This window comes from Streptomyces sp. NPDC004732 (assembly GCF_040609235.1).
Lineage (GTDB): Bacteria > Actinomycetota > Actinomycetes > Streptomycetales > Streptomycetaceae > Streptomyces.
On sequence record NZ_JBEXJR010000009.1, the window covers coordinates 381,296 to 402,869 of the forward strand.

General features: G+C 70.6%; 16 protein-coding genes. All 16 read right to left on the reverse strand.

Features of this window, described 5'->3' with window-relative positions; translation table 11 throughout:
* Positions 1–72 precede the first annotated feature (72 nt).
* Positions 73–1,521: a GTPase ObgE gene (gene obgE, locus ABZV77_RS28355; protein ID WP_356262473.1), complete on the reverse strand. Its 1,449-nt coding sequence runs from the start codon at positions 1,519–1,521 to the stop codon at positions 73–75.
* A 149-nt stretch (positions 1,522–1,670) separates the two neighbouring features.
* Positions 1,671–1,925, reverse strand: a complete 255-nt coding sequence (rpmA, locus tag ABZV77_RS28360; protein ID WP_356262476.1) for a 50S ribosomal protein L27 — start codon at positions 1,923–1,925, stop codon at positions 1,671–1,673.
* A gap of 14 nt (positions 1,926–1,939) precedes the next feature.
* Positions 1,940–2,260 (reverse strand): 50S ribosomal protein L21, encoded by a 321-nt coding sequence (rplU, locus tag ABZV77_RS28365; protein WP_055555985.1) that lies wholly within the window; start codon positions 2,258–2,260, stop codon positions 1,940–1,942.
* A gap of 188 nt (positions 2,261–2,448) precedes the next feature.
* Entirely contained in the window at positions 2,449–3,759 is a 1,311-nt protein-coding gene (locus ABZV77_RS28370) for a phospholipase D-like domain-containing protein (RefSeq protein WP_356262479.1), read from the reverse strand.
* 263 nt (positions 3,760–4,022) lie between these two features.
* Positions 4,023–8,189: an Rne/Rng family ribonuclease gene (locus ABZV77_RS28375; RefSeq protein WP_356262482.1), complete on the reverse strand. Its 4,167-nt coding sequence runs from the start codon at positions 8,187–8,189 to the stop codon at positions 4,023–4,025.
* Positions 8,190–8,424: 235 nt separating this feature from the next.
* Positions 8,425–9,222, reverse strand: coding sequence for a TIGR03936 family radical SAM-associated protein (locus ABZV77_RS28380; RefSeq protein WP_356262484.1), 798 nt, complete (start codon positions 9,220–9,222; stop codon positions 8,425–8,427).
* Between the two features lie 47 nt (positions 9,223–9,269).
* Complete coding sequence (locus ABZV77_RS28385; protein ID WP_356262487.1) at positions 9,270–10,427, reverse strand: hypothetical protein; 1,158 nt, start codon at positions 10,425–10,427, stop codon at positions 9,270–9,272.
* 6 nt (positions 10,428–10,433) lie between these two features.
* On the reverse strand, positions 10,434–10,979 hold the full coding sequence (locus ABZV77_RS28390; protein ID WP_356262490.1) for a GNAT family N-acetyltransferase: 546 nt from the start codon (positions 10,977–10,979) through the stop codon (positions 10,434–10,436).
* Positions 10,980–10,991: 12 nt separating this feature from the next.
* Positions 10,992–12,917 (reverse strand): TIGR03960 family B12-binding radical SAM protein, encoded by a 1,926-nt coding sequence (locus ABZV77_RS28395; RefSeq protein ID WP_356262493.1) that lies wholly within the window; start codon positions 12,915–12,917, stop codon positions 10,992–10,994.
* A gap of 49 nt (positions 12,918–12,966) precedes the next feature.
* Entirely contained in the window at positions 12,967–14,532 is a 1,566-nt protein-coding gene (locus ABZV77_RS28400; RefSeq protein WP_356262496.1) for a CYTH and CHAD domain-containing protein, read from the reverse strand.
* A gap of 49 nt (positions 14,533–14,581) precedes the next feature.
* A complete protein-coding gene (rodA, locus tag ABZV77_RS28405) occupies positions 14,582–15,775 on the reverse strand; it encodes a rod shape-determining protein RodA (protein WP_356262499.1) in 1,194 nt (397 codons plus the stop codon).
* Positions 15,775–17,949, reverse strand: coding sequence for a penicillin-binding protein 2 (gene mrdA / locus ABZV77_RS28410; protein WP_356262502.1), 2,175 nt, complete (start codon positions 17,947–17,949; stop codon positions 15,775–15,777). Before mrdA ends, rodA begins: the two co-directional genes overlap by 1 nt.
* A 95-nt stretch (positions 17,950–18,044) precedes the next feature.
* Entirely contained in the window at positions 18,045–18,716 is a 672-nt protein-coding gene (gene mreD / locus ABZV77_RS28415) for a rod shape-determining protein MreD (RefSeq protein WP_356262505.1), read from the reverse strand.
* A 12-nt stretch (positions 18,717–18,728) separates the two neighbouring features.
* Positions 18,729–19,685 (reverse strand): rod shape-determining protein MreC, encoded by a 957-nt coding sequence (gene mreC / locus ABZV77_RS28420; protein WP_356262508.1) that lies wholly within the window; start codon positions 19,683–19,685, stop codon positions 18,729–18,731.
* 145 nt (positions 19,686–19,830) lie between these two features.
* Entirely contained in the window at positions 19,831–20,850 is a 1,020-nt protein-coding gene (locus tag ABZV77_RS28425; RefSeq protein WP_030362602.1) for a rod shape-determining protein, read from the reverse strand.
* Between the two features lie 302 nt (positions 20,851–21,152).
* Positions 21,153–21,566, reverse strand: a complete 414-nt coding sequence (ndk, locus tag ABZV77_RS28430) for a nucleoside-diphosphate kinase (protein ID WP_055566960.1) — start codon at positions 21,564–21,566, stop codon at positions 21,153–21,155.
* Positions 21,567–21,574 lie beyond the last annotated feature (8 nt).

Sequence of the window (21,574 nt, forward strand, 5' to 3'; positions counted from 1 at the left end):
GAAGGGCCCCGGAGCTTGATTAGCTCCGGGGCCCTTCTCGTCGGCTTCAGCCAGCGGTTCCAGCTGCGATTGCTAGAAGGGCTTGAAGTCGTCGTACTCCCGCTGCGCCTCGTCCCGCTCCGCGTCGCGGTCCCTGCGGCGCTGCGCGGCCGGGCGGGGCGCTTCGAGGCGGTGGTCCTCGCCACGGCGTCCCAGCATCTCCGCGCCCGCCATCATGGTCGGCTCCCAGTCGAAGACGACCGCGTTCTCCTCGGGGCCGATGGCGACGCCGTCGCCGTTGCGGGCGCCCGCCTTCATCAGCGATTCCTCGACGCCGAGGCGGCTGAGACGGTCCGCGAGATAGCCGACGGCCTCGTCGTTGTTGAAGTCCGTCTGGCGCACCCAGCGCTCCGGCTTCTCGCCGCGCACGCGGTACAGGGGCTCGCCGTCGGCGTCCTCGCGGGTGACCGTGAAGCCGCTGTCGTCCACGGCCTTGGGACGGATGACGATGCGGGTCGCCTCCTCCTTGGGCTTCGCGGCACGCGCCTCGCCGACCAGCTCGGCGAGGGCGTAGGAGAGCTCCTTGAGACCCTTGTGCGCAACGGCCGACACCTCGAAGACGCGGTAGCCGCGCTCCTCCAGGTCGGGCCTGACCAGGTCGGCGAGGTCCTGGCCGTCCGGGATGTCGATCTTGTTCAGGACGACCATGCGCGGCCGGTTCTCCAGGCCCGCGCCGTACTCCCGCAGCTCGGCCTCGATGACGTCGAGGTCGGAGACGGGGTCGCGGTCGGACTCCAGGGTCGCCGTGTCGAGCACGTGCACGAGCACGCTGCAGCGCTCGACGTGCCGCAGGAATTCCAGGCCGAGGCCGCGGCCCTGGCTGGCGCCCGGGATGAGGCCGGGCACGTCGGCGACGGTGTAGACGGTCGACCCCGCGGTCACCACACCGAGGTTGGGGACGAGGGTCGTGAACGGGTAGTCCGCGATCTTCGGCTTCGCCGCGCTCAGCACGGAGATCAGCGAGGACTTGCCCGCGCTCGGGTAGCCCACCAGGGCCACGTCCGCGACGGTCTTGAGTTCGAGGACGACGTCCCGCTCCTCGCCCGGCACGCCGAGCAGCGCGAAGCCGGGGGCCTTGCGGCGGGCGGAGGCCAGCGCCGCGTTGCCGAGGCCGCCGCGGCCGCCCTGGCCCGCGACGAAGGTGGTGCCCTGGCCGACCAGGTCCGCGAGGACGTTGCCGTCCTTGTCGAGGACGACCGTGCCGTCCGGAACGGGCAGGACCAGGTCCTGGCCGTCCTTGCCGGAGCGGTTGTCACCGGCGCCGGGCTGGCCGTTGGTGGCCTTGCGGTGCGGGCTGTGGTGGTAGTCGAGGAGCGTGGTGACGTCCTGGTCGACGACCAGGATCACGTCACCGCCGCGGCCGCCGTTCCCGCCGTCGGGACCGCCGAGCGGCTTGAACTTCTCACGGTGGACGGAGGCACAGCCGTGGCCCCCGTTACCCGCGGCGGCGTGCAGCTCGACGCGGTCCACGAAGGTGGTCATGGTTCGGTGCCTCCAGAAAATTACGGAAATTCTTAGCTGTAACTATTTACAACACGCGAAAGGCGGACCCGCTTCCCGATCATCGGGAAGAAAGGTCCGCCTTCGCAGAACTCGCTCGACGAGCGCCCAGTCAGTCAGTGAAGACGGACTCAGACGACCGGAACGATGTTCACGACCTTGCGGCCGCGGTGGGTACCGAACTCCACCGCACCCGCGGCGAGCGCGAACAGGGTGTCGTCCTTGCCACGGCCGACGCCGGAGCCCGGGTGGAAGTGGGTGCCACGCTGGCGGACCAGGATCTCACCGGCGTTGACGGCCTGACCGCCGAAGCGCTTCACGCCGAGCCGCTGAGCATTGGAATCGCGCCCGTTCCGAGTGGACGATGCGCCCTTCTTGTGTGCCATCTTGTCTCAGTCCCTTACTTCGCAGCCGTGGGGATACCGGTGATCTTGATCGCCGTGTACTGCTGACGGTGACCCTGACGACGGCGGTAGCCGGTCTTGTTCTTGTACCGCAGGATGTCGATCTTGACGCCCTTGTGGTGGTCCACGACCTCGGCCTGCACCTTGATGCCGGCAAGGACCCACGGGTCGCTGGTCACAGCGTCGCCGTCGACAACGAGCAGGGTCGAGAGCTCGACCGTGTCGCCAACCTTGGCAGTGGAAATCTTGTCAACCTCAACGATGTCGTCGACAGCAACCTTGTGCTGGCGACCACCGCTGCGCACGATGGCGTACACGCGGATCTCTCTCTCGCTCGGAACGGGACCCCCGCAGTCCAGCCGCCCGCGCAAGCGGAACGGCCTCTCTCGCGGCCTGGACCGGGAGAGGAAAAAGGTTTACAGGGGGCGGGCGTGCATAGGAACACGCCGACGGTCAAGGTTACGGGGCCGCCCCGGAAGGGTCAAACCGGCCCCGCACCCCCCGGTCATCGGACCGGATTCTCACCGTCCGGCGGCAGCGGCTTGACGCCCTTGCACAGGTCCGTCTTGTCGGCGCTGCCCGGCCAGGCCACGGCCCGCGTGCGGTCGAAGTGCGAGCGGTACGTGTCGTGCACCGAGTCGTCGTCGATCTTGACGATCGCCTCGTCGTTCTCGCGCAGCGCCGGCGCCGTGTAGTTCTGCGAGCCGGTGAAGGAGACCTTGTTCCGCTTGCCGTCGTACATGCCGTCGACGAGCAGGTACTTCGAGTGGATGATGTACGGCGTCGTGAGGCGGGTGCCGGGGTGCAGCGGGTCCCGGTCGTCGTTGTAGCAGCGCATGGACGGGCCGCCCGCCTTGTGGAGCTGCTCCCAGGTGCCCGGGGTGCCGTTCTGGCTCTTGGCGCTGTCCGTCTCCGCGTACAGGATGCTCACCGAGCAGCCCGCCTTCTTCAGCGAGACGAGCTTGTCGGCGATCTGCTTCCGCGTGATCTTGAAGATCGCGGCGCGGACCTTGGTGTGCTGCGTGGTGCCCGCGGTGTCCTTGTAGGTGCACTTCACGTTGTTCAGGACCGAGTACATGGTGTCGGTCTCGTTGACCGTGCCGTTGCGCGGGAAGAAGTACGCCTTGTAGCGGCCGCTGCTGACCGTGCGGTAGTCCCAGTCGGCCCAGCGCTTGCCGAGCATGTCGGTGAAGTAGTCCGCGTACGCGTCGTACATCGCCGGGTTGTCCGGCAGCAGCAGCGCGTCGTTGAAGAACTTGGTGTGCGCCGACGGCGTCGAGTTCGACGTGGTCTGCACGACCACGTCCTTGGCGCCCTCGACCTCCGAGAACAGCCAGAACTTGTTGTGCATGATCGATTTGCCGTACCGCGGATCGCCCAGGCAGGACTTCCCGGCCGGACAGAGCGACACGAACGACGTCTTGTTCTTGTCGGTGCCGAGCGCCGTCTTCAGCGTGTTGTACGAGGTGTTCGTGGGCCGGTCGCTCTTGCTGGACTCGTCGAGCAGCATCTGCACATGCACGCCGCGGTTCTTGGCGTCGACGAGCGCGTCCACGACCGACGCCTCCCACACGTGGTAGACCGCGACCTTGATCGTCGAGCCCGGCACCGCGGCGTTCGTCAGCTCGATCAGGCGGGCCCGGATCGCGTACTGCCCTTCGACGTCGCCCTTCGGGTCGTTGAAGATCGGCCCTTCCGTCCAGGTCGGCCCGGGGTCCGCCGAAGCGGTCCCGACGGAGCCCACGGCCTGGATCCCTGCCGCCGAAAGGACCGTGGCCAGTGCCACTGCCTGGCGGCCGCCCTTGACCGGTTTCACGGCACGGTGTCGCCCCGTGCCTCTCAGGCGCCCGTGCGCCATCTGTCATCCCTCCCCCGGACGCGGGCTCGCAGTCTCCCCAAACGCGTGCTTACGTCCCTGTTCATTTATCAGACCTCATGAGTTTTACAGGTACACCCTTGAGCTCCAAGACCGGGGCGACCCACTTCACGCTTTCGGGCTGTAGTGACCCGTTCGCCGGACACAGCGGTGCCCCCTGCCCGGCGAGAACGCCGTGCAGGGGGCACCGGTGTGACGAAAGGTCAGGCCCCGTCGGCGCTCGCGGAGACGCCGGACGGCGTCTGCTCCGCCGCCGCGGCCTTCTTCGCCGTCGCCTTCGTCGCCTTCTTGGCCGTCGTCTTCTTGGCGGCCGTCTTCTTGGCCACGGTCTTCTTGGCGGCCGTCTTCTTCGCGGGCGCCTTCTTGGCCGCCGTCTTGCGCGCCGTCTTCTTGGCCGGAGCGGCTTCCGCGGCGGGCGCCTCGGGCTCCGTCACGGCCTTCTCGGCGGGCTGCTCGGCGACCTTGTCCGCGGGCTTCTCGGCCGACGGGACCACCGTGACGGCCGCGTCCGCGGCGGACGCGGTCGGCGCGGTGGCCTTGCGCACCGCACGACGGCGGGCACGCGGCGGCGCGGCGTCGGCGACGGGCGCCTCCGCCACGGGCTCGGCCACCGGCTCGGCGACCTGCTCCGTGACCTGCTCCGCCTTGGGCGCCTCCGCCACGACGACCTCGGTGGCCTCGGGCTCAGCGGCCTTCGGCGAACCGGCGGGCGACGTCGCCTTGCGGACCGCACGACGGCGCGTACGTCCCTTCGGCGCGGCGTCGTCCACCGGAGCCACCGGGGCCTCCGGAGCCGCTGCGGTCTCGGCGTGCGCCTCGTGTGCCGCCTCGACGGCCGCGGGGGTGCCCACCATCGGGTCCTCGGCGGCCGGGGCCTCCGTGCGGGCGACGTCGGACTCGACGACCGGCACCTCGGCGGCCTTGGCCGCCGCCTTCGCGGCCCGCTCCGCCTTCTCGGCGGCCTTGGCCTTCTTGCCCGACTTCTTCGCGCCCTTGGGAGCGTCGGCCTTCGGAGCCTCCGAGGCCTCCGGCACGGGCGCGGTCTCCGCGCGGGGAGCGCCCGCGGGAGCCGACGCGCGACGGGTCGCGCGACGCCGCGAACGGCCACGGGACGACATCGCCGCCTCGGCCTCGGCCGCGCTGCTGTAGAGCTCCTCGTCCGCGACGAACTCGGGCTCGGGCAGCGCCACCGGAGCGGCCGCCTCGGCCGCGACCTCAGCCGCAGTCTCGGTCTCCGGCTCGGCCGAGCCGTCCGCCGTCTCCACCTCGTGCGTGTGCTCGTGACCGTGGTCCTGCTGGTCCGAGCCGCCACGGCCGCGCTTCTTGCGCTTGCCGCCGCCACCGACGGAGGTCGGCTGCTCCATGTGCACGATGACGCCACGGCCGTTGCAGTGGACGCAGGTCTCGGAGAAGGACTCCAGGAGGCCCTGTCCGACGCGCTTGCGGGTCATCTGGACCAGGCCGAGCGAGGTGACCTCGGCGACCTGGTGCTTGGTCCGGTCCCGGCCCAGGCACTCCAGGAGACGGCGCAGGACCAGGTCCCTGTTCGACTCCAGGACCATGTCGATGAAGTCGATGACGACGATGCCGCCCAGGTCGCGCAGGCGCAGCTGGCGCACGATCTCTTCGGCCGCTTCGAGGTTGTTCCTCGTCACGGTCTCTTCGAGGTTGCCGCCCTGCCCGGTGAACTTGCCGGTGTTGACGTCGACGACGATCATCGCCTCGGTCTTGTCGATCACCAGCGAGCCGCCGCTCGGCAGCCAGACCTTGCGGTCCAGGGCCTTGGCGAGCTGCTCGTCGATCCGGTACGTCGCGAAGACGTCGACCTCGGACGTCCACTTGGAGAGGCGGTCCGCCAGGTCCGGCGCGACGTGCGAGACGTATCCGTGGATGGTCTGCCACGCCTCGTCACCGCTGACGATGACCTTGGAGAAGTCCTCGTTGAAGATGTCGCGGACGACGCGGACGGTCATGTCCGGCTCGCCGTAGAGCAGGCTCGGCGAGCTCGTCGAGGCCGCCTTCGCCTTCTTCTGGATGTCCTCCCACTGCTGCTGCAGACGCTCGACGTCGCGGCGCAGCTCGTCCTCGCTCGCACCCTCGGCCGCGGTGCGCACGATGACGCCCGCGTCCTCGGGGACGATCTTCTTGAGGATGGTCTTCAGACGCGCGCGCTCGGTGTCGGGCAGCTTGCGGCTGATGCCGGTCATCGAGCCCTCGGGCACGTACACCAGGTAGCGGCCAGGCAGCGAGACCTGGCTGGTCAGGCGGGCGCCCTTGTGGCCGATCGGGTCCTTCGTGACCTGCACGAGGACCGACTGGCCGGACTTGAGGGCGGACTCGATGCGCCGGGGGCCGTTGGCCATCCCGAGCGCCTCGAAGTTGACCTCACCGGCGTACAGGACGGCGTTGCGGCCCTTGCCGATGTCGATGAACGCGGCCTCCATGGACGGCAGCACGTTCTGGACCTTGCCCAGGTAGACGTTGCCGACGTAGGAGGTGGCCTGCTCCTTGTTGACGTAGTGCTCGACGAGCACGTTGTCCTCGAGGACGCCGATCTGGGTGCGCTCGCCGTTCTGGCGGACGACCATCACGCGCTCGACGGCCTCGCGGCGGGCCAGGAACTCGGCCTCGGTGATGATCGGGACGCGGCGGCGGCCCTGCTCGCGGCCCTCGCGGCGACGCTGCTTCTTGGCCTCGAGGCGGGTCGAGCCCTTGATGGACTGGACCTCGTCGGCGCCGGTGCCGAGCTCGCGCTCTTCCTTCTTGCGCGGCTCACGGACCTTGACGACCGTACGCTCCGGGTCGCTGTCGCCCGGCTCGCCCTCGGCGGAGTCACCGGCACGGCGACGACGACGGCGGCGGCGACGGCTGCTGCTCGAGCCGCCGGACTCCGAAGCCGACTCCTCGGCGTCGTCGGACTCATCGGCATCCTGCTCGGCGACGTCGGACGCCCCCTCGTCGGACCGCTCCGCCTGCTCGGCGTCGTCGTCGGACTCGCCGGACGCGTCGTTCTGCTCGTTGTCCTGGTCGGCGGAGTCACCGCGGCGACGGCGGCGGCCACCGCGACGGCGACGGCGGCCCTGGCGCTCGCCGGACTCCTCCGTGTCGTCGTCGGAGTCGGCCTGCTCGGCGGCCGCCTCTTCGGGCTCGTCGGCCTGCTGCTCCTCGGCGGCGGCCTTGACGGGCTCGCGCTCCTCGGCGGCAGCGGGCTGCTCGTCCGCGGCGCGACGGCGGCGGCGACGGCGCGGGGTCGTCTCCTCCTCGGCGACGGGGGCGGGCGCGGCAGCGGGGGCGGGCTCGGCGGGCGTCTCCTCCGCGGCCTCGGCGGCGGCCGCCGCGGCGGCGCGCTCCGGGGTCTGGAACATCGGCTCGGCGAACACCGGGGCCTGGAAGACGGCGACGGCGGGGCGGGCGTTCTTGCGGCCGCCGTCCTCGCCGGACTCCTCGGCGCGCTGCGCCTTGCGGGCCTTGTGGGCGGACGGCGCGGAGAATCCGGTGGCCGCGGTCTTGCGGGTGGCGCGGCGGCGACGGCCACGGGGCGCGTCGTCCTCGGCGGCGTCGGCTTCCTCGACCTGCGGCTTCTCAGCCGGTGCCGTCTCGGCGGCGGGCTGCTCGGCGAGCTTTGCGGCCACCTCCTTCTCGGCGGCCTTCGGGGCACCGGCGGGAGCGGAGGCACCACGGGTGGCGCGACGGCGCGTACGACCCTTCGGCGCATCTTCCTCGGCGACCGGCTGGGCCTTCGCGGGGGCCTCTTCGACGACGGCAGCGGTCTCCTCGACGGCGGCCTGCGGCTCGTCGGCGGGAGCGGAGGCACCACGGGTGGCGCGACGGCGCGTACGACCCTTCGGCGCGTCCTCCTCGGCGACCGGCTGAGCCTTCGCGGGAGTCTCTTCGACAGCGGCGGCCGTCTCCTCGACGGCGGCCTGCGGCGCACCGGCGGGAGCCGAGGCGCGACGGGTCGCACGACGGCGCGCACGCGGCGCGGGGGCCTCGACGACCTCGGCGGCTGCCGCTTCCTCGGCTGCCTCGGCTTCCTCCGCCTCGACGGCGGGGGCGGGCGCGGCGGCGGGCTCCGTCGTCTCGGCTGCCTGCGGCGCACCCGCCGGAGCGGAGGCACGGCGGGACGCACGACGGCGCGCACGCGGCGCGGGGGCCTCGGCGGCCTCGGGCGTTGCCGCGCTCTCCGCGGCCTCGGCGGCGGGAGCCTCTTCGGCGGCGGGGGCGGCCGGTATGGCCGGAGCCGCGGCTTCGGCGGCGCCCGTCGGCGGACCCGCCGGACGCGACGCGGCGCGACGCCTGCGGCGCGGCGGCAGGGTGTCGCTGGGGGTGTTGTTGTCCGAGCCCTCAGTGGGTTCGATCGGCTCAAGCATGCGGGCGGTTCTCCCGTCACGCTCCCGGGCGCCGCGCCTGGTCCGGTGATGTCCACGGCTCGCGCTTCATGCGCGGGGCCGCCATCCGGGGGCGTGGGCGCCGCACGGGAGCTCTATGTCTTGTCTCGCCGGTTCCGTACGCCCATGTGCGGACGGCCTGGCGAAAGTCTCGGTCAGTGCGCGGCCCGACCCAGGTGGCTCCCGAGTACGAGGGCTGCGCGGTGACGTACGTCCCTCAGCGGGGACCTTCCGGCGCCGGCGCCTTCGCGGCGGCAGGTACGGCGGCCGTGGGTGGAGCGGCCGTGTCTGCCTCGCGGTCGGGCGCGAGCGGGTCGGTCACCGTGCCGGTCTCTTCATCGAAAAGCCCCTGCGCCAGCCTGGTCACCGCTGCGGGGACCGGCGGCGCCAGGTCGGCCACAGCTCGGAGACCGGACAGGACGTCGTCAGGTCGTACGGCAGGTGTCACGTGCCGAACAACCAGCCGCAGTATCGCACAGGGCTTGTCGGTCGGCCTATCAGCGTCGTCGGCGGGGAGTCCGCCGTCGACCGTCGTCAGGCTCACCACGGCCTCGCGGGCGTCGAAGGTGCGCATGCCGTTCTTCGTGCGGCGCTGGACCTCGACCTGCTCGGCGGTCGTGAACTGTTCGGCGGCGTGCTGCGCCGCCGCGGGCTCCACGCCGTCCAGGCGCAGCTCCCAGACGGAGGCCGTCAGCCGGTCGGCGAGCCCCGAGGTGCGGGACTCGACGGCGTCGACGATGTCGAGCCCGGGGGGCATCGACTCGTCGAGGAGCTCGCGGAGCTTGTCCGGGTCGCGCGGTGCGGTGAGCGCGATCTCCAGGTACTCGGCCTCACTGCCCGTGCCGGTGGGTGCGGCATTGGCGTACGACACCTTGGGGTGCGGGGTGAACCCCGCCGAGTACGCCATGGGCACCTCGGCGCGGCGCAGCGCACGCTCGAAGGCGCGCTGGAAGTCACGGTGGCTGGTGAACCGGAGGCGGCCGCGCTTGGTGTAGCGCAGTCGGATGCGCTGCACCGCGGGTGCGGGCGGCGGGCCTACGGGCTGTCGCTTGCCCAGTGTCGTCAGTCCTTCATGAGTGCGGTCGTACTGCTGCCTAGAGTACGTGTCTCCGGCGTGTCGGGTTCCCGCCGGGCCACGGGTTGCGGTGCCCCGAAGAGCATCCGTCGTACGTCGGCCCGTGCCTGGCGGACGCTGTCGCGGGCCGAGGCGAGCGCGAGGCGCGTGGTGCGGCCGACGCTGCGGGCGGCCGCGGCGGCGGGGCGCCACACCGCGTCGCGGACGACGTGCCCGATGGGGGTGAGCACCGAGCGGTACGCCCACCGCACCGGCTCGACGAAGATCCACCGAAGGAGGGTGCCGAGGAAGCGGCCCACGGCGAGGGAAATGTGCCCGGCGATGCGCCATGCGTGTCCGAAGGCGTCGCCGACCTCCCGCGCGACGACGGCGCAGGCCCGCCCGACGGGGGCCAGCACCCAGCGCCACAGGGCGACGACGGGCACGACGAAGATCCAGCGGAAGAGCGTCGCGACGCCGTGCCCGAGCGGCGTCAGCAGGGCCTCGTAAAGCCACACCACGGGCACCACGACCAGCGTCCGCACCAGCCAGGCGATCCCGATCGCGACCGGCACGACCACGTACCGCCACAGGCCCACCCACGGCCACACGAACACGGCCTTGCCCAGCCACACCAGGGCGATCCGGAGGCCGTGCCCGAGCGGCCTCAGCACCTGCGCGTAGAGCCAGGCGGCGGGGATGACGAGCAGGACCCGGCCGAGCCAGGCGATGCCGCGGCCGATCGGGGTCAGCACGCGCGCGTAGAGCCACGCCAAGGGGACGACGAACAGCGTGCGGCCCAGCCAGCCGAGGGCCTTGCCGACCGGCACGAGCACATACCGCCACAGGGCCACCCACGGCCATACGAAGACCGCCTTGCCCAGCCACGTCAGCACCGCGCCGATGCCGCGCCCGACGGGCCGCAGCGCGTTGCGGTACAGGAAGCGGCCGCACACGGCGAGCGCGTCCCACACCAGGCGCACGGGGACGACGAGCACGAGCACGACGATGCGCACCGGGATGCGGATCGCGACGGCGAGACACCCTTCGGCCTGCGCGGGCGCCGTGAGCTGCACGGGATGCACGGGCTGCACGGGCTGCGCGGGCTGCACGGCGGGCGCCACGGGCTGCCCGACCTGTGCGTCAGGCCGTTTTTCCAGGTCCATGTCGTCCTAGACGCGCGCGGCGCCGGTTCGGATCCAGTACCGCAGCTTCCCGCTCCGCTCGTCCTCGAACGTGCCGCCCGCCGCCTCGATGACCTTGCGCGAGCCGATGTTGTCGGTGTCGCAGGTCACCAGGACGGATTCCAGGCCGAGTTCGGCGGCGTACGGGAGGCAGGCGCGCAGCATGTCGGTGGCGTGGCCGCGGCGTCGGGCGGTGGGCCTGACGTCGTAGCCGATGTGACCGCCGTACTCGCGCAGGAAGCGGGTGGCGACGGTGTGGCGGACGGAGATGCGGCCGAAGTAGTCGGCGCCGTCGACGTACCAGAGGGTCGTGACGGGGACGGCGAGCGGCGCGGCGGGGTGGGCGGCGGCGCGGACCTCGGCGACGTACGCCTCGAAGACCGCACGGTCGCGCCATCGCGTGCCGTAGTCGCGCAGGGTGGCGCCGAGCGTCGTGTCGTCGTCCGGCCCGCCCTGCCCTTCGGCCCGGAGCTCCTCCATCGCGGCGATGAAGGAGCGGTGCACCAGGCCGGTGGGCGGGGCGAGTCGGGGCAACGGAGGGTCCGGCTACTTCACGACCGTGAGCGGCAGGAGCTTCTTGCCGGTGGGGCCGATCTGGATCTCGGTCTGCATCTGCGGGCAGACGCCGCAGTCGAAGCACGGCGTCCAGCGGCAGTCCTCGACCTCGGTCTCGTCGAGCGAGTCCTGCCAGTCCTCCCAGAGCCAGTCCTTGTCGAGGCCGGAGTCCAGGTGGTCCCAGGGCAGCACCTCTTCGTAGGTGCGCTCGCGCGTGGTGTACCAGTCGACGTCGACGCCCACCTCGGGCAGCGTCTTCTCGGCGCACCGCATCCAGCGCTCGTACGAGAAGTGCTCGCGCCAGCCGTCGAAGCGGCCGCCCTCTTCGTAGACCGCGCGGATGACGGCGCCGATGCGGCGGTCGCCGCGCGAGAGCAGGCCCTCGACGATGCCGGGCTTGCCGTCGTGGTAGCGGAAGCCGATCGAGCGGCCGTACTTCTTGTCGCCGCGGATCTTGTCGCGGAGCTTCAGGAGACGGGCGTCCGTGTCCTCGGCCGACAGCTGCGGGGCCCACTGGAAGGGCGTGTGCGGCTTGGGCACGAAGCCGCCGATCGACACCGTGGCACGGATGTCGTTCGATCCCGAGGCCTCGCGGCCCTTCTGGATGACCTTCGTCGCCATGTCGGCGATCTGCAGGACGTCCTCGTCGGTCTCGGTGGGCAGGCCGCACATGAAGTACAGCTTCACCTGGCGCCAGCCGTTGCCGTACGCGGTCGAGACGGTGCGGATGAGGTCGTCCTCGGACACCATCTTGTTGATGACCTTGCGCATGCGCTCGGAGCCGCCCTCGGGGGCGAAGGTCAGGCCCGACCTGCGGCCGTTCCTGGTCAGCTCGTTGGCGAGGTCCACGTTGAAGGCGTCGACGCGGGTCGAGGGGAGGGACAGGCCGATCTTGTCCTCCTCGTACCGGTCGGCGAGGCCCTTGGCGACGTCGGCGATCTCGCTGTGGTCGGCGGAGGAGAGCGAGAGCAGGCCGACCTCTTCGAAGCCGGTCGCCTTGAGACCCTTGTCGACCATGTCGCCGATGCCGGTGATGCTTCGCTCCCGCACGGGGCGCGTGATCATGCCGGCCTGGCAGAAACGGCAGCCACGGGTGCAGCCGCGGAAGATCTCCACGGACATGCGCTCGTGGACGGTCTCGGCGAGCGGGACGAGGGGCTGCTTGGGATAGGGCCACTCGTCGAGGTCCATGACGGTGTGCTTGGACACGCGCCACGGCACGCCGCTGCGGTTGGGGACGACGCGGCCGATGCGGCCGTCCGGGAGGTACTCGACGTCGTAGAACCCCGGGACGTAGACCGAACCGGTCCTGGCGAGGCGGAAGAGGACCTCCTCGCGGCCGCCGGGGCGGCCCTCGGCCTTCCAGGTGCGGATGATCTCCGTCATGTCGAGCACGGCCTGCTCGCCGTCGCCGATGATCGCGGCGTCGATGAACTCGGCGATCGGCTCGGGGTTGAAGGCGGCGTGACCGCCGGCGAGCACGATCGGGTCCTCGACGGTGCGGTCCTTGGCCTCCAGCGGGATGCCCGCGAGATCAAGGGCGGTGAGCATGTTCGTGTAGCCGAGCTCGGTGGAGAAGCTCAGGCCGAAGACGTCGAAGGCGCCGACCGGGCGGTGCGAGTCGACGGTGAACTGGGGGACCTGGTGCTCGCGCATCAGGGCCTCGAGGTCCGGCCACACGCTGTAGGTGCGCTCGGCGAGCACGCCCTCGCGCTCGTTGAGGACCTCGTAGAGGATCATGACGCCCTGGTTGGGCAGCCCCACCTCGTACGCGTCGGGGTACATGAGCGCCCAGCGGACATCGCAGGCTTCCCACGGTTTGACGGTGGAGTTCAGCTCACCGCCGACGTACTGGATGGGCTTCTGCACATGCGGGAGCAGAGCTTCGAGCTGTGGGAAGACCGATTCGGCAGACATCGCGAACCTTCATGAGCGGCAGGGGTGACCATCCAGCGTACCCCGGCGTTCAGCCGCCCAGCGCCGACCGCACTTTCGCCCGGGACGCCGCGGCCCACACCTCGGGCAGTTCCCGCTCGCGATCCCTGCCCGCCGCCTCCTCCTGGCCGTACAACAGGCCCCAGGTGAAAGCGGATTCCCCGGCCAGATGCGCCTGGATGGCAAGGGCGCGCAGGGCCTCGCGGGCGACGACGCTGTCCTGGTGGTCGCCGAGCACCTTCTGCACGGACTTCATCCGCTTGGCGAACCGCTTCGCGGGCTTGCCGAGCGCGGGCGTCGCCGCCTCGCCCGCGTACCGGGCGCGCTTGGCGGCCTTGCGGGCGTCGTGCAGGGCGAGGTCCCGCTCGTGGCCCGGGGGCAGGTCCAGGGCGTGCTCGACGCGGGCGGCCAGGCGGGCGTAGTCCTTGAGGGCCGCCTTGGTCAGGACCTGCTCCGGCGGCCGGGGGGCCGCGGGGCGCAGCGGGGGCGCGGCCAGCAGGGCGTCGAGGGTGTCCAGGAGGGCGAGGTAGCGCTTGCTGTCCAGGACGGCGACCGTCCTGCGCCGGGAGCCCGCGCGGCGGGCCACGGTCCAGATGCGCAGCCGTCCGCGCACCGGGCCGAGGAGGAGGGTCCGCGGCAGGGCGCCGATGCGGCCGGTGAGGCGCTCGGTGAGGACTTCCTGATCGCGGTCGACGCCCAGCTCGGCCGCGAGCCACTTGAGTTCCTCGCCGACGGGATCGGTGACGGTCCGGTCGAGGACATTCCGGTACGACTTGAAGGCGCTGCGCATCCGGCGGGTGGCGACCCGCATCTGGTGCACGGAGTCGGGCAGGTCGCGGCGGACGGCGGGGTCGAGCGAGAGGAGGGCGTCGCGCTGGGCGCGGAGGTGGGCGAGGACGTGGTCGCCCGCGGTGACGGGGGTGTCGTCCCTGAGGTGGACGACGGCGTGGCCCGTGCCCTCTTCGTCCGTCCAGTGGGTCTCGGGGTCCGGGGGCGCCGTCGTCCGCAGCGCCCGGCCCAGCTTGGAGGGCCACATCGAGCGCCGTACGCCCGCTTTCCGCAGCTTCTTTTCGACCTTGTCGAGGAATTTCGGGTCGCCGTCGTCGGCGAGCTCGACCTCCAGCTCGGACCAGCCGATCCGCTCGCCGCCGGGGGCGCACCGCTCGGCCCGCACCGCGTCGAGGCTGACCTCGGCGAGCATCGCGCCCTTCTCGTCGACGAGGTGCCGCACGTGGCGCGAGGTCTCCAGGCGCAGCAGCGGCACCAGTTCGGCCTCGCGCACCCTGGCGCGTACGAGACCGAGCAGCGCGCGCGGCACCGCGTCGGAGAGCGGTGCCTGGACCTCGTCCCGCACGCCCTCCGCGAGCGAAACCGGAAGCTTCAGGTGCCAGCCCGCGTCGTGGCCTCCCGTGCGGCGCCGCAGCGTGATCGAGGCCGCGGCGAGACGCTCGTCGGAGGTGTCCCAGTAGACGGCGTCCAGGTCCGCCGTGCCTCTGTCCACGACGTCCGTGACCCCGGTGACCCTGGAGAGGTCGGGCAGCTCGGTGCCCGCCTTGACGTCGTACTTCCGCTCGATCTCGCGCTTCGTCTCCGCCATGAACCGAATCTAGACGCGAAAAGCGAAGGCAGACATGCCTTCGGCAGCCCTAGGCCGACATCGGCCGTTGCACCTTGATCGACTGCAAGAGCCCGACCGCCACCCAGACCGCGAACATGGATGTGCCTCCGTACGAGACGAAGGGCAGCGGAAGGCCCGCGACCGGCATGATGCCGAGGGTCATCCCGATGTTCTCGAAGGCCTGGAAGGCGAACCACGCGATGATTCCGGCGGCCACGATGGTGCCGTAGAGCTCGGTGGTCTCGCGTGCGATGCGGCAGGCGCGCCACAGGACGATGCCGAGCAGGACCAGGATCGCGCCCGCGCCCATGAAGCCGAGCTCCTCGCCCGCCACGGTGAAGACGAAGTCGGTCTGCTGTTCGGGGACGAACTGGCCGGTGGTCTGGGAGCCCTTGGTCAGGCCGGTGCCCGTCAGGCCGCCGGAGCCGATGGCGATGCGGGCCTGGTTGGTGTTGTAGCCGACGCCCGCCGGGTCGAGTGCGGGGTTGGCGAAGGCCGCGAAGCGGGCGATCTGGTAGTCGTCCAGGATGCCGAGCTGCCATATGGCGACGCCGCCCAGGGCGCCCGCGCCGAGCAGGCCGAGGACCCAGCGGTTGGAGGCGCCGGAGGCCAGCAGGACGCCGAGCACGATCATCACCATCACCATGACCGAGCCCAGGTCGGGCATCAGCATGACGATCATGATCGGCACGGCGGCGAGGCCGAGTGCCTGCAGCACCGTGCGGTGGTCGGGGTGCTCCTTGTCGCCCGCGTCGACGCGGGCGGCGAGCAGCATGGCCATGCCCAGGATGATCGTGATCTTGCAGAACTCGGACGGCTGGAGCGACTGGCCCGCGATCACGATCCACGCGTGGGCGCCGTTGATGGTCGCGCCGAGCGGGGTCAGGACGAGCAGCACCAGGAAGACCGAGACGCCGTAGAGGATCGGCACCGCGGTGCGCAGCGTGCGGTGGCCGAGCCAGACCGTGGCCGCCATCAGGGCGAGGCCGACGCCGACGTTGATGATGTGCTTGATCAGGAAGGCGTACGGGTCGTCGCCGACGAGTTCCGTGCGGTTGCGGGTCGCCGAGTAGACGAGCGCGGAGCCGATCATGGAGAGCGCGAGGGCGCAGAGCAATATCACCCAGTCGAGCCTGCGCACCACCGAGTCGCGGGCGAGGAGCCGCGACATTCCGGAGCGCTCCGGGCCGTACCCGGAGACGGAGAAGCCACTGCCGGTCATCAGTCACGCCTCCAGTTGGCCGGGGCACCGGCCAGCTCCTGCTGCCCGGCCGGCGGCTTGGGCGCCTCGGGCTTGTACGGCTTGATCTTCGGGGAGTCGATGGAGCCGTCGGTCTGGATCTTCGGCAGGTTCTTCTCCGGCTCGGGCAGCAGGGCCTTCTTCAGGTTCTGCTTGCCGTCGTCGTCCAGGCCGTAGATCGCGTTGTAGATCTTGCGGACGGCGGGTCCCGAGGCACCGGAACCCGTACCGCCCTGGGCGATGGTCATGACGATCGAGTAGTCCTTGGTGTACGTCGCGAACCACGAGGTGGTCTGCTTGCCGTAGACCTCGGCGGTACCCGTCTTGGCGTGCATCGGGATCTTGTCCTGCGGCCAGCCCTGGAACCGCCAGGCAGCCGTACCGCGGGTCGCGACGTCCGCGAGGGCACCGTCTATGTCCTTCTGGAGCGCCGCGTCCATCGGCAGCTTGCCGTGCGACTTCGGCTTGATCTCCTCGACCTGCTTGCCGTCGGCGCTGACGATCGCCTTGCCGACGGTGGGGTTGTACATGGTGCCGCCGTTGGCGATGCCGGAGTAGATCGACGCCATCTGTATCGGCGTGACGAGGGTGTCGCCCTGTCCGATGGAGTAGTTGACGGAGTCACCGGCGCGCATCTTCATGCCTTCGAGGCAGTTCTCGTACGCGATGCGCTCGGCGTACTCGCCGCCCTTCTTGCCCTGCTTGCACCAGGCGTCCTTGTTGGCCTTCCAGTAGTCCTTCTTCCACTGGCGGTCGGGGACGCGGCCGGTGACCTCGTTGGGGAGGTCGATGCCGGTCTCCTTGCCGAGGCCGAACTCGTGGGCGGTCCGGTAGAACCAGTCCTTGGGGTCCTTCTTCGGTTTGTTCCCGCCGTCCTTGGCCCACTGGTCGTGCGACAGCTTGTAGAAGACGGTGTCGCAGGAGACCTCGAGGGCCTGGCCGAGGGTGATGGAGCCGTGGCCCTTGGACTCGAAGTTCTTGAAGGTCTGGCCGCCGATGGAGTACGAGCTGGGGCACGGGTAGCTGCCGTTGAACCGGTATCCGGCGCGGACCGCCGCGGTCGTCGGGATGACCTTGAAGATGGAGCCGGGGGCCGCCTGGCCCTGGATGGCGCGGTTCAGGAGCGGGTAGTTGGACTGCTTGCCGGTGAGCCGGGAGTAGTCCTTGCCGGAGATGCCGCCGACCCAGGCGTTCGGGTCGTACGTCGGGTTGGAGGCCATGGAGACGATGCGCCCCGTCTTGTTCTCCATGACGACGACGGCGCCCGCGTCGGCCTTGTAGTTCTCGCCGGTGTTCTTGTCGAACTCGTGGCGGGCCTTCTTCATCGCGTCGTTCAGCCAGTACTCGGAGACGGCCTGCACGCGCGCGTCGATGCTCGTCACGACGTTCGCACCGGGCTTCGCGTCGTCCGACTCGGCCTCGCCGATGACGCGGCCGAGGTTGTCGACCTCGTAGCGGGTCACGCCCGCCTTGCCGCGCAGCTGCTTGTCGTACGTCCGCTCCAGGCCGGAGCGGCCGACCTGGTCGGAGCGGAGGAACGGCGAGTCCGTGTTCTCGGCCTTCTTGATCTCCTCGTCCGTGACGGGCGAGAGATAGCCGAGGACCTGGGCGGTGTTGGACTTGCCGGGGGCCGCGTACCGACGGACGGCCGTGGGCTCGGCGGTGATGCCGGGGAAGTCCTCGGAGCGCTCACGGATCTGCAGGGCCTGCTTGGGCGTGGCCTCGTCGGTGATCGGGATGGGCTGGTAGGGCGAGCCGTTCCAGCAGGGCTGCGGCGTCTTGGCGTCGCAGAGGCGGACCTTGCCCTCGACGTCCTCGGGCTTCATGTCGAGGACGTCGGCGAGCTTGGTGAGGACCGCCTTGCCGTCGTCCTTCATCTTCATCAGGTCGGTGCGGGACGCGGAGACGACGAGCCGGGTCTCGTTGTCGGCGATCGGCACTCCGCGGGCGTCCAGGATCGAGCCGCGCACGGCGGGCTGGACGACCTGCTGGACGTGGTTGCCCGAGGCCTCCTCCGCGTACTCGTCGCCGTTGCGGATCTGGAGGTACCAGAGGCGGCCGCCGAGGGTGAGCAGGAGGGAGACGACGAGGATCTGGATGATGATGAGGCGGATCTGGACCCGTGGGGTCCGTCCCGTCTCGGGGATGTTGGTCACTGGTGCCTCCCCCTCTCAGTGTGCGTACGGGTAGTACGTGTACACGCTCAAGCTGTGCGTCCGCGGGGCCGGGTGCGGGGCCAACTGAGTGGCACTCACAGGCGCTTGACCCCCTTGATGCGTCCGGCGCGGGCGACGCGGGCCTTGGCCGCCTTCGCCCGCAGGCCGCCGCGCTGGTTGCCGATGCGCAGTCCGGTGCCGGACGAGAGCCAGCCGGACGAGACGTCGGCCGCCTTGTTGGCCGGTGAGCTCTCCCCCAGCGGGTCGTTGTCGGCGCGCCGGGCCAGCGCGATGATCAGCGGCACGGTGAACGGCGCGAGCAGCAGGTCGTAGAGCGCGGCGGTGAACAGCAGCCCGACCAGGCCCACATGGCGGGCGGCGGTGTCCCCGACGAGGGAGCCGACGCCCGCGTACAGCAGCGTCGAGCCGATGGCGGCGCCGACGACCACGACGAGCGGCCCGGTGGCGGAGCGGAGCCGGCCGCCGTCGGGCTTGGCGAGGCCCGCGAGGTAGCCGATGACGCAGAGCACCAGCGCGTACCGCCCGGCAGCGTGGTCGGCGGGCGGCGCCAGGTCGGCCAGGAGGCCCGCGCCGAAGCCGACGAGGGCGCCGCCGACGTGGCCGTAGACCAGGGCGAGGCCGAGGACGGTGAGCAGGACGAGGTCCGGGACCGCGCCCGGCAGCTGCAGCCTGGCCAGGACGCTGACCTGGACGACCAGGGCGACGACGACGAGGGTGGCGGACAGCAGGATTCGGTTGAAGCGCATGGGTCCGGTCTCCTACTGCTCGTCGTTGCCGTTGTCGGCGCCGTCGGCCTGGGGCCGGCCCGACGGGGTGGCCGTGACGGTCACCGTCGGGGTCGGCTTGGGCTTTTCGGGCTTCTTCGGCAGCACCGTGTCGCGCGGGTCGTCACGGGGCGCTTCAACGACGACACCGACGATGTCGAGCTTGGTGAACCCGACGTACGGCTTCACGTAGACGTTGCGGGTGAGGTCGCCGCCCGAGGGGTCGACGCGGACGATCTCGCCGACCGGGACGCCCGGCACGAACGGCTTGTCCTTGCGCGAGCCGAAGGTCACCAGGCGGTCGCCCTTCTTCACCTTGGCCTTGCCGTTGAGCAGCTGGACGGAGAGCGGACGGTCGCCCTGTCCGGTCGCGAAGCCGAGCTCGTCGGTCTTCTCCATGCGGGTGCCGACGGTGAAGTCGGGGTCGTTGGCGAGCAGGACGGTCGAGGTGTTCGGGCCGACCGTGGTGACGCGGCCGACCAGGCCGTCGCCGTTCAGGACGGTCATGTCCCGCTTGAGTCCGTCGTTCGCACCGGCGTCGATGGTGACGGTCCAGGAGAAGCCCTGGGCCGCTCCTATGCCGATGACCTCGGCGCCCTTGATGCCGTACTGCCCGGCGCCCGCCGTCTTCAGCATGCTGTCGAGCTGGCGCACCCGGCTGCGGTTGCGGTCGTCGCTGCCGAGCTTGGCCTTCAGCGCGGCGTTCTGGCGCTCCAGGTCGGCGATGCGGTTGTGGCGCTCACCGGAGTCGCGCACCGCGCCGATGGCGTTGCCGATCGGGTCGACGGCGGAGGACATGCCCTCCTCGACCGGCCCGAAGACGGTGGCTGCGGCTTGGCGGGCACCGTCGACCGGTGAGTCCTCGCCGCCGCGGATGTCCACCGTGATCAAAGCGAACGCGATGGCTACCAGCAGCACCAGGAGCAGCCGGCTCTCTCGTGTGTCCCTCACGTGCGGCGGCGTGCCTTCCTCAATCGGATTCCGTGGAGTCTGCGGGATCCACGGGCTTCTGGGGAATTGTCGTGCCTTGCCTCTATATCAACGATCCGCCGCACGAGTTGGCAGGCACTCGTACGGCGGATCTTCGCGCGTCAGATCATCTGCGCGGCTGGGCGTCCAGCACCTGCTGCAACGCCTCGAACTCCTCGACACACTTTCCGGAGCCGAGCGCCACGCTGTCCAGCGGGTCCTCGGCGATGTGGATCGGCATGCCGGTCTCCCGGCGCAGCCGCTCGTCGAGGCCGCGCAGCAGGGCGCCGCCACCGGTGAGAACGATGCCGCGGTCCATGACGTCACCCGAAAGCTCGGGCGGGCACTTGTCGAGGGTGGTCTTGACCGCGTCCACGATCGCGTTGACCGGCTCCTCGATGGCCTTGCGGACCTCGGCGGCGGAGATGACGACGGTCTTGGGCAGCCCGGAGACCAGGTCCCGGCCGCGGATCTCGGTGTGCTCGTCGGCGTCCATGTCGTACGCCGAGCCGATGGTGATCTTGATCTGTTCGGCGGTGCGCTCGCCGAGGAGGAGGGAGTACTCCTTCTTGATGTGCTGGATGATCGCGTTGTCCAGCTCGTCGCCCGCGACGCGGATCGACTGTGCCGTGACGATTCCGCCGAGGCTGATGACCGCGACCTCGGTGGTGCCGCCGCCGATGTCCACCACCATGTTGCCCGTGGCCTCGTGGACCGGCAGGCCGGAACCGATGGCCGCGGCCATGGGCTCCTCGATGATGTGCACCTGGCGCGCGCCGGCCTGCGAGGAGGCCTCGATGACGGCGCGGCGCTCGACGCCCGTGATGCCGGAGGGCACGCAGACGACGACGCGCGGGCGGGCGAGGTAGCGCCGCTTGTGGATCTTCAGGATGAAGTAGCGGAGCATGCGCTCGGTGATCTCGAAGTCGGCGATGACGCCGTCCTTCAGCGGACGCACCGCAACGATGTTGCCGGGCGTGCGCCCGATCATCTTCTTCGCTTCGGCGCCGACCGCGAGGATGCCACCGGTGTTGGTGTTGATCGCGACGACGGACGGCTCGTTGAGTACGATCCCCCGACCCCTGACGTACACCAGCGTGTTGGCGGTCCCGAGGTCGACAGCCATGTCACGGCCGATGAACGACATGTTGTTCCCCATGAGGATGCGTCTGGCCTTCCCTAGTGGAGCGTGTGATGGCTTTTTAGGTAGGCGAGGTGGGTGCTGTGTGGCAGTGGAGGCTTCCATCGTAGTCTCGGCTGCGCGAACACGGCGCTAGGGTCTTCGCCATTGTCAGCAGATGATGGGCCGCCTCGCTCTTGGAGACGTGCCATCGGAGGCACGGGTTCCCCCAATTGGGGCGCATATGCCAAAGGACGGCCGAATTCCTTCGGCCGCCCATGGCTGGAACAGCGCGCTTCTGACTCGGGGTCAGAAGACCGTGCGTCGGACTAGACGACACCCGGGAAGAAGATCTTGAGCTCGCGCTCCGCGGACTCCTCGGAGTCCGAGGCGTGGATCAGGTTCTCCCGGACGATCGAGCCGAAGTCACCGCGGATCGAGCCCGGCGCCGCGGCGATCGGGTCGGTCGGCCCGGCGAGCGCGCGCACGCCCTCGATGACCCGCTCACCCTCGACGACGAGCGCGACGACGGGACCGGACGACATGAAGGCGACCAGCGGCTCGTAGAAGGGCTTGCCCTTGTGCTCGCCGTAGTGCTGCTCCAGGGTGTCCTGGTCCAGGGAACGCAGCTCCAGCGCGGAGATCGTCCAGCCCGCCTTGCGCTCGATGCGGCCGATGATCTCGCCGATCAGGCCACGACGGACGGCGTCGGGCTTCAGCAGGACGAGGGTGCGCTGGCTCATGTGCGGCT

What these genes read in the sequence shown, in the direction of transcription:
- obgE (WP_356262473.1), bottom strand. Translation starts at nt 1,521, where the DNA reads ATGACCACCTTCGTGGACCGCGTCGAGCTGCACGCCGCCGCGGGTAAC.
- rpmA (WP_356262476.1), bottom strand. Translation starts at nt 1,925, where the DNA reads ATGGCACACAAGAAGGGCGCATCGTCCACTCGGAACGGGCGCGATTCC.
- ABZV77_RS28375 (WP_356262482.1), bottom strand. Translation starts at nt 8,189, where the DNA reads ATGCTTGAGCCGATCGAACCCACTGAGGGCTCGGACAACAACACCCCC.
- ABZV77_RS28385 (WP_356262487.1), bottom strand. Translation starts at nt 10,427, where the DNA reads ATGGACCTGGAAAAACGGCCTGACGCACAGGTCGGGCAGCCCGTGGCG.
- ABZV77_RS28395 (WP_356262493.1), bottom strand. Translation starts at nt 12,917, where the DNA reads ATGTCTGCCGAATCGGTCTTCCCACAGCTCGAAGCTCTGCTCCCGCAT.
- ABZV77_RS28400 (WP_356262496.1), bottom strand. Translation starts at nt 14,532, where the DNA reads ATGGCGGAGACGAAGCGCGAGATCGAGCGGAAGTACGACGTCAAGGCG.
- rodA (WP_356262499.1), bottom strand. Translation starts at nt 15,775, where the DNA reads ATGACCGGCAGTGGCTTCTCCGTCTCCGGGTACGGCCCGGAGCGCTCC.
- mreD (WP_356262505.1), bottom strand. Translation starts at nt 18,716, where the DNA reads ATGCGCTTCAACCGAATCCTGCTGTCCGCCACCCTCGTCGTCGTCGCC.
- ABZV77_RS28425 (WP_030362602.1), bottom strand. Translation starts at nt 20,850, where the DNA reads ATGTCGTTCATCGGCCGTGACATGGCTGTCGACCTCGGGACCGCCAAC.
- ndk (WP_055566960.1), bottom strand. Translation starts at nt 21,566, where the DNA reads ATGAGCCAGCGCACCCTCGTCCTGCTGAAGCCCGACGCCGTCCGTCGT.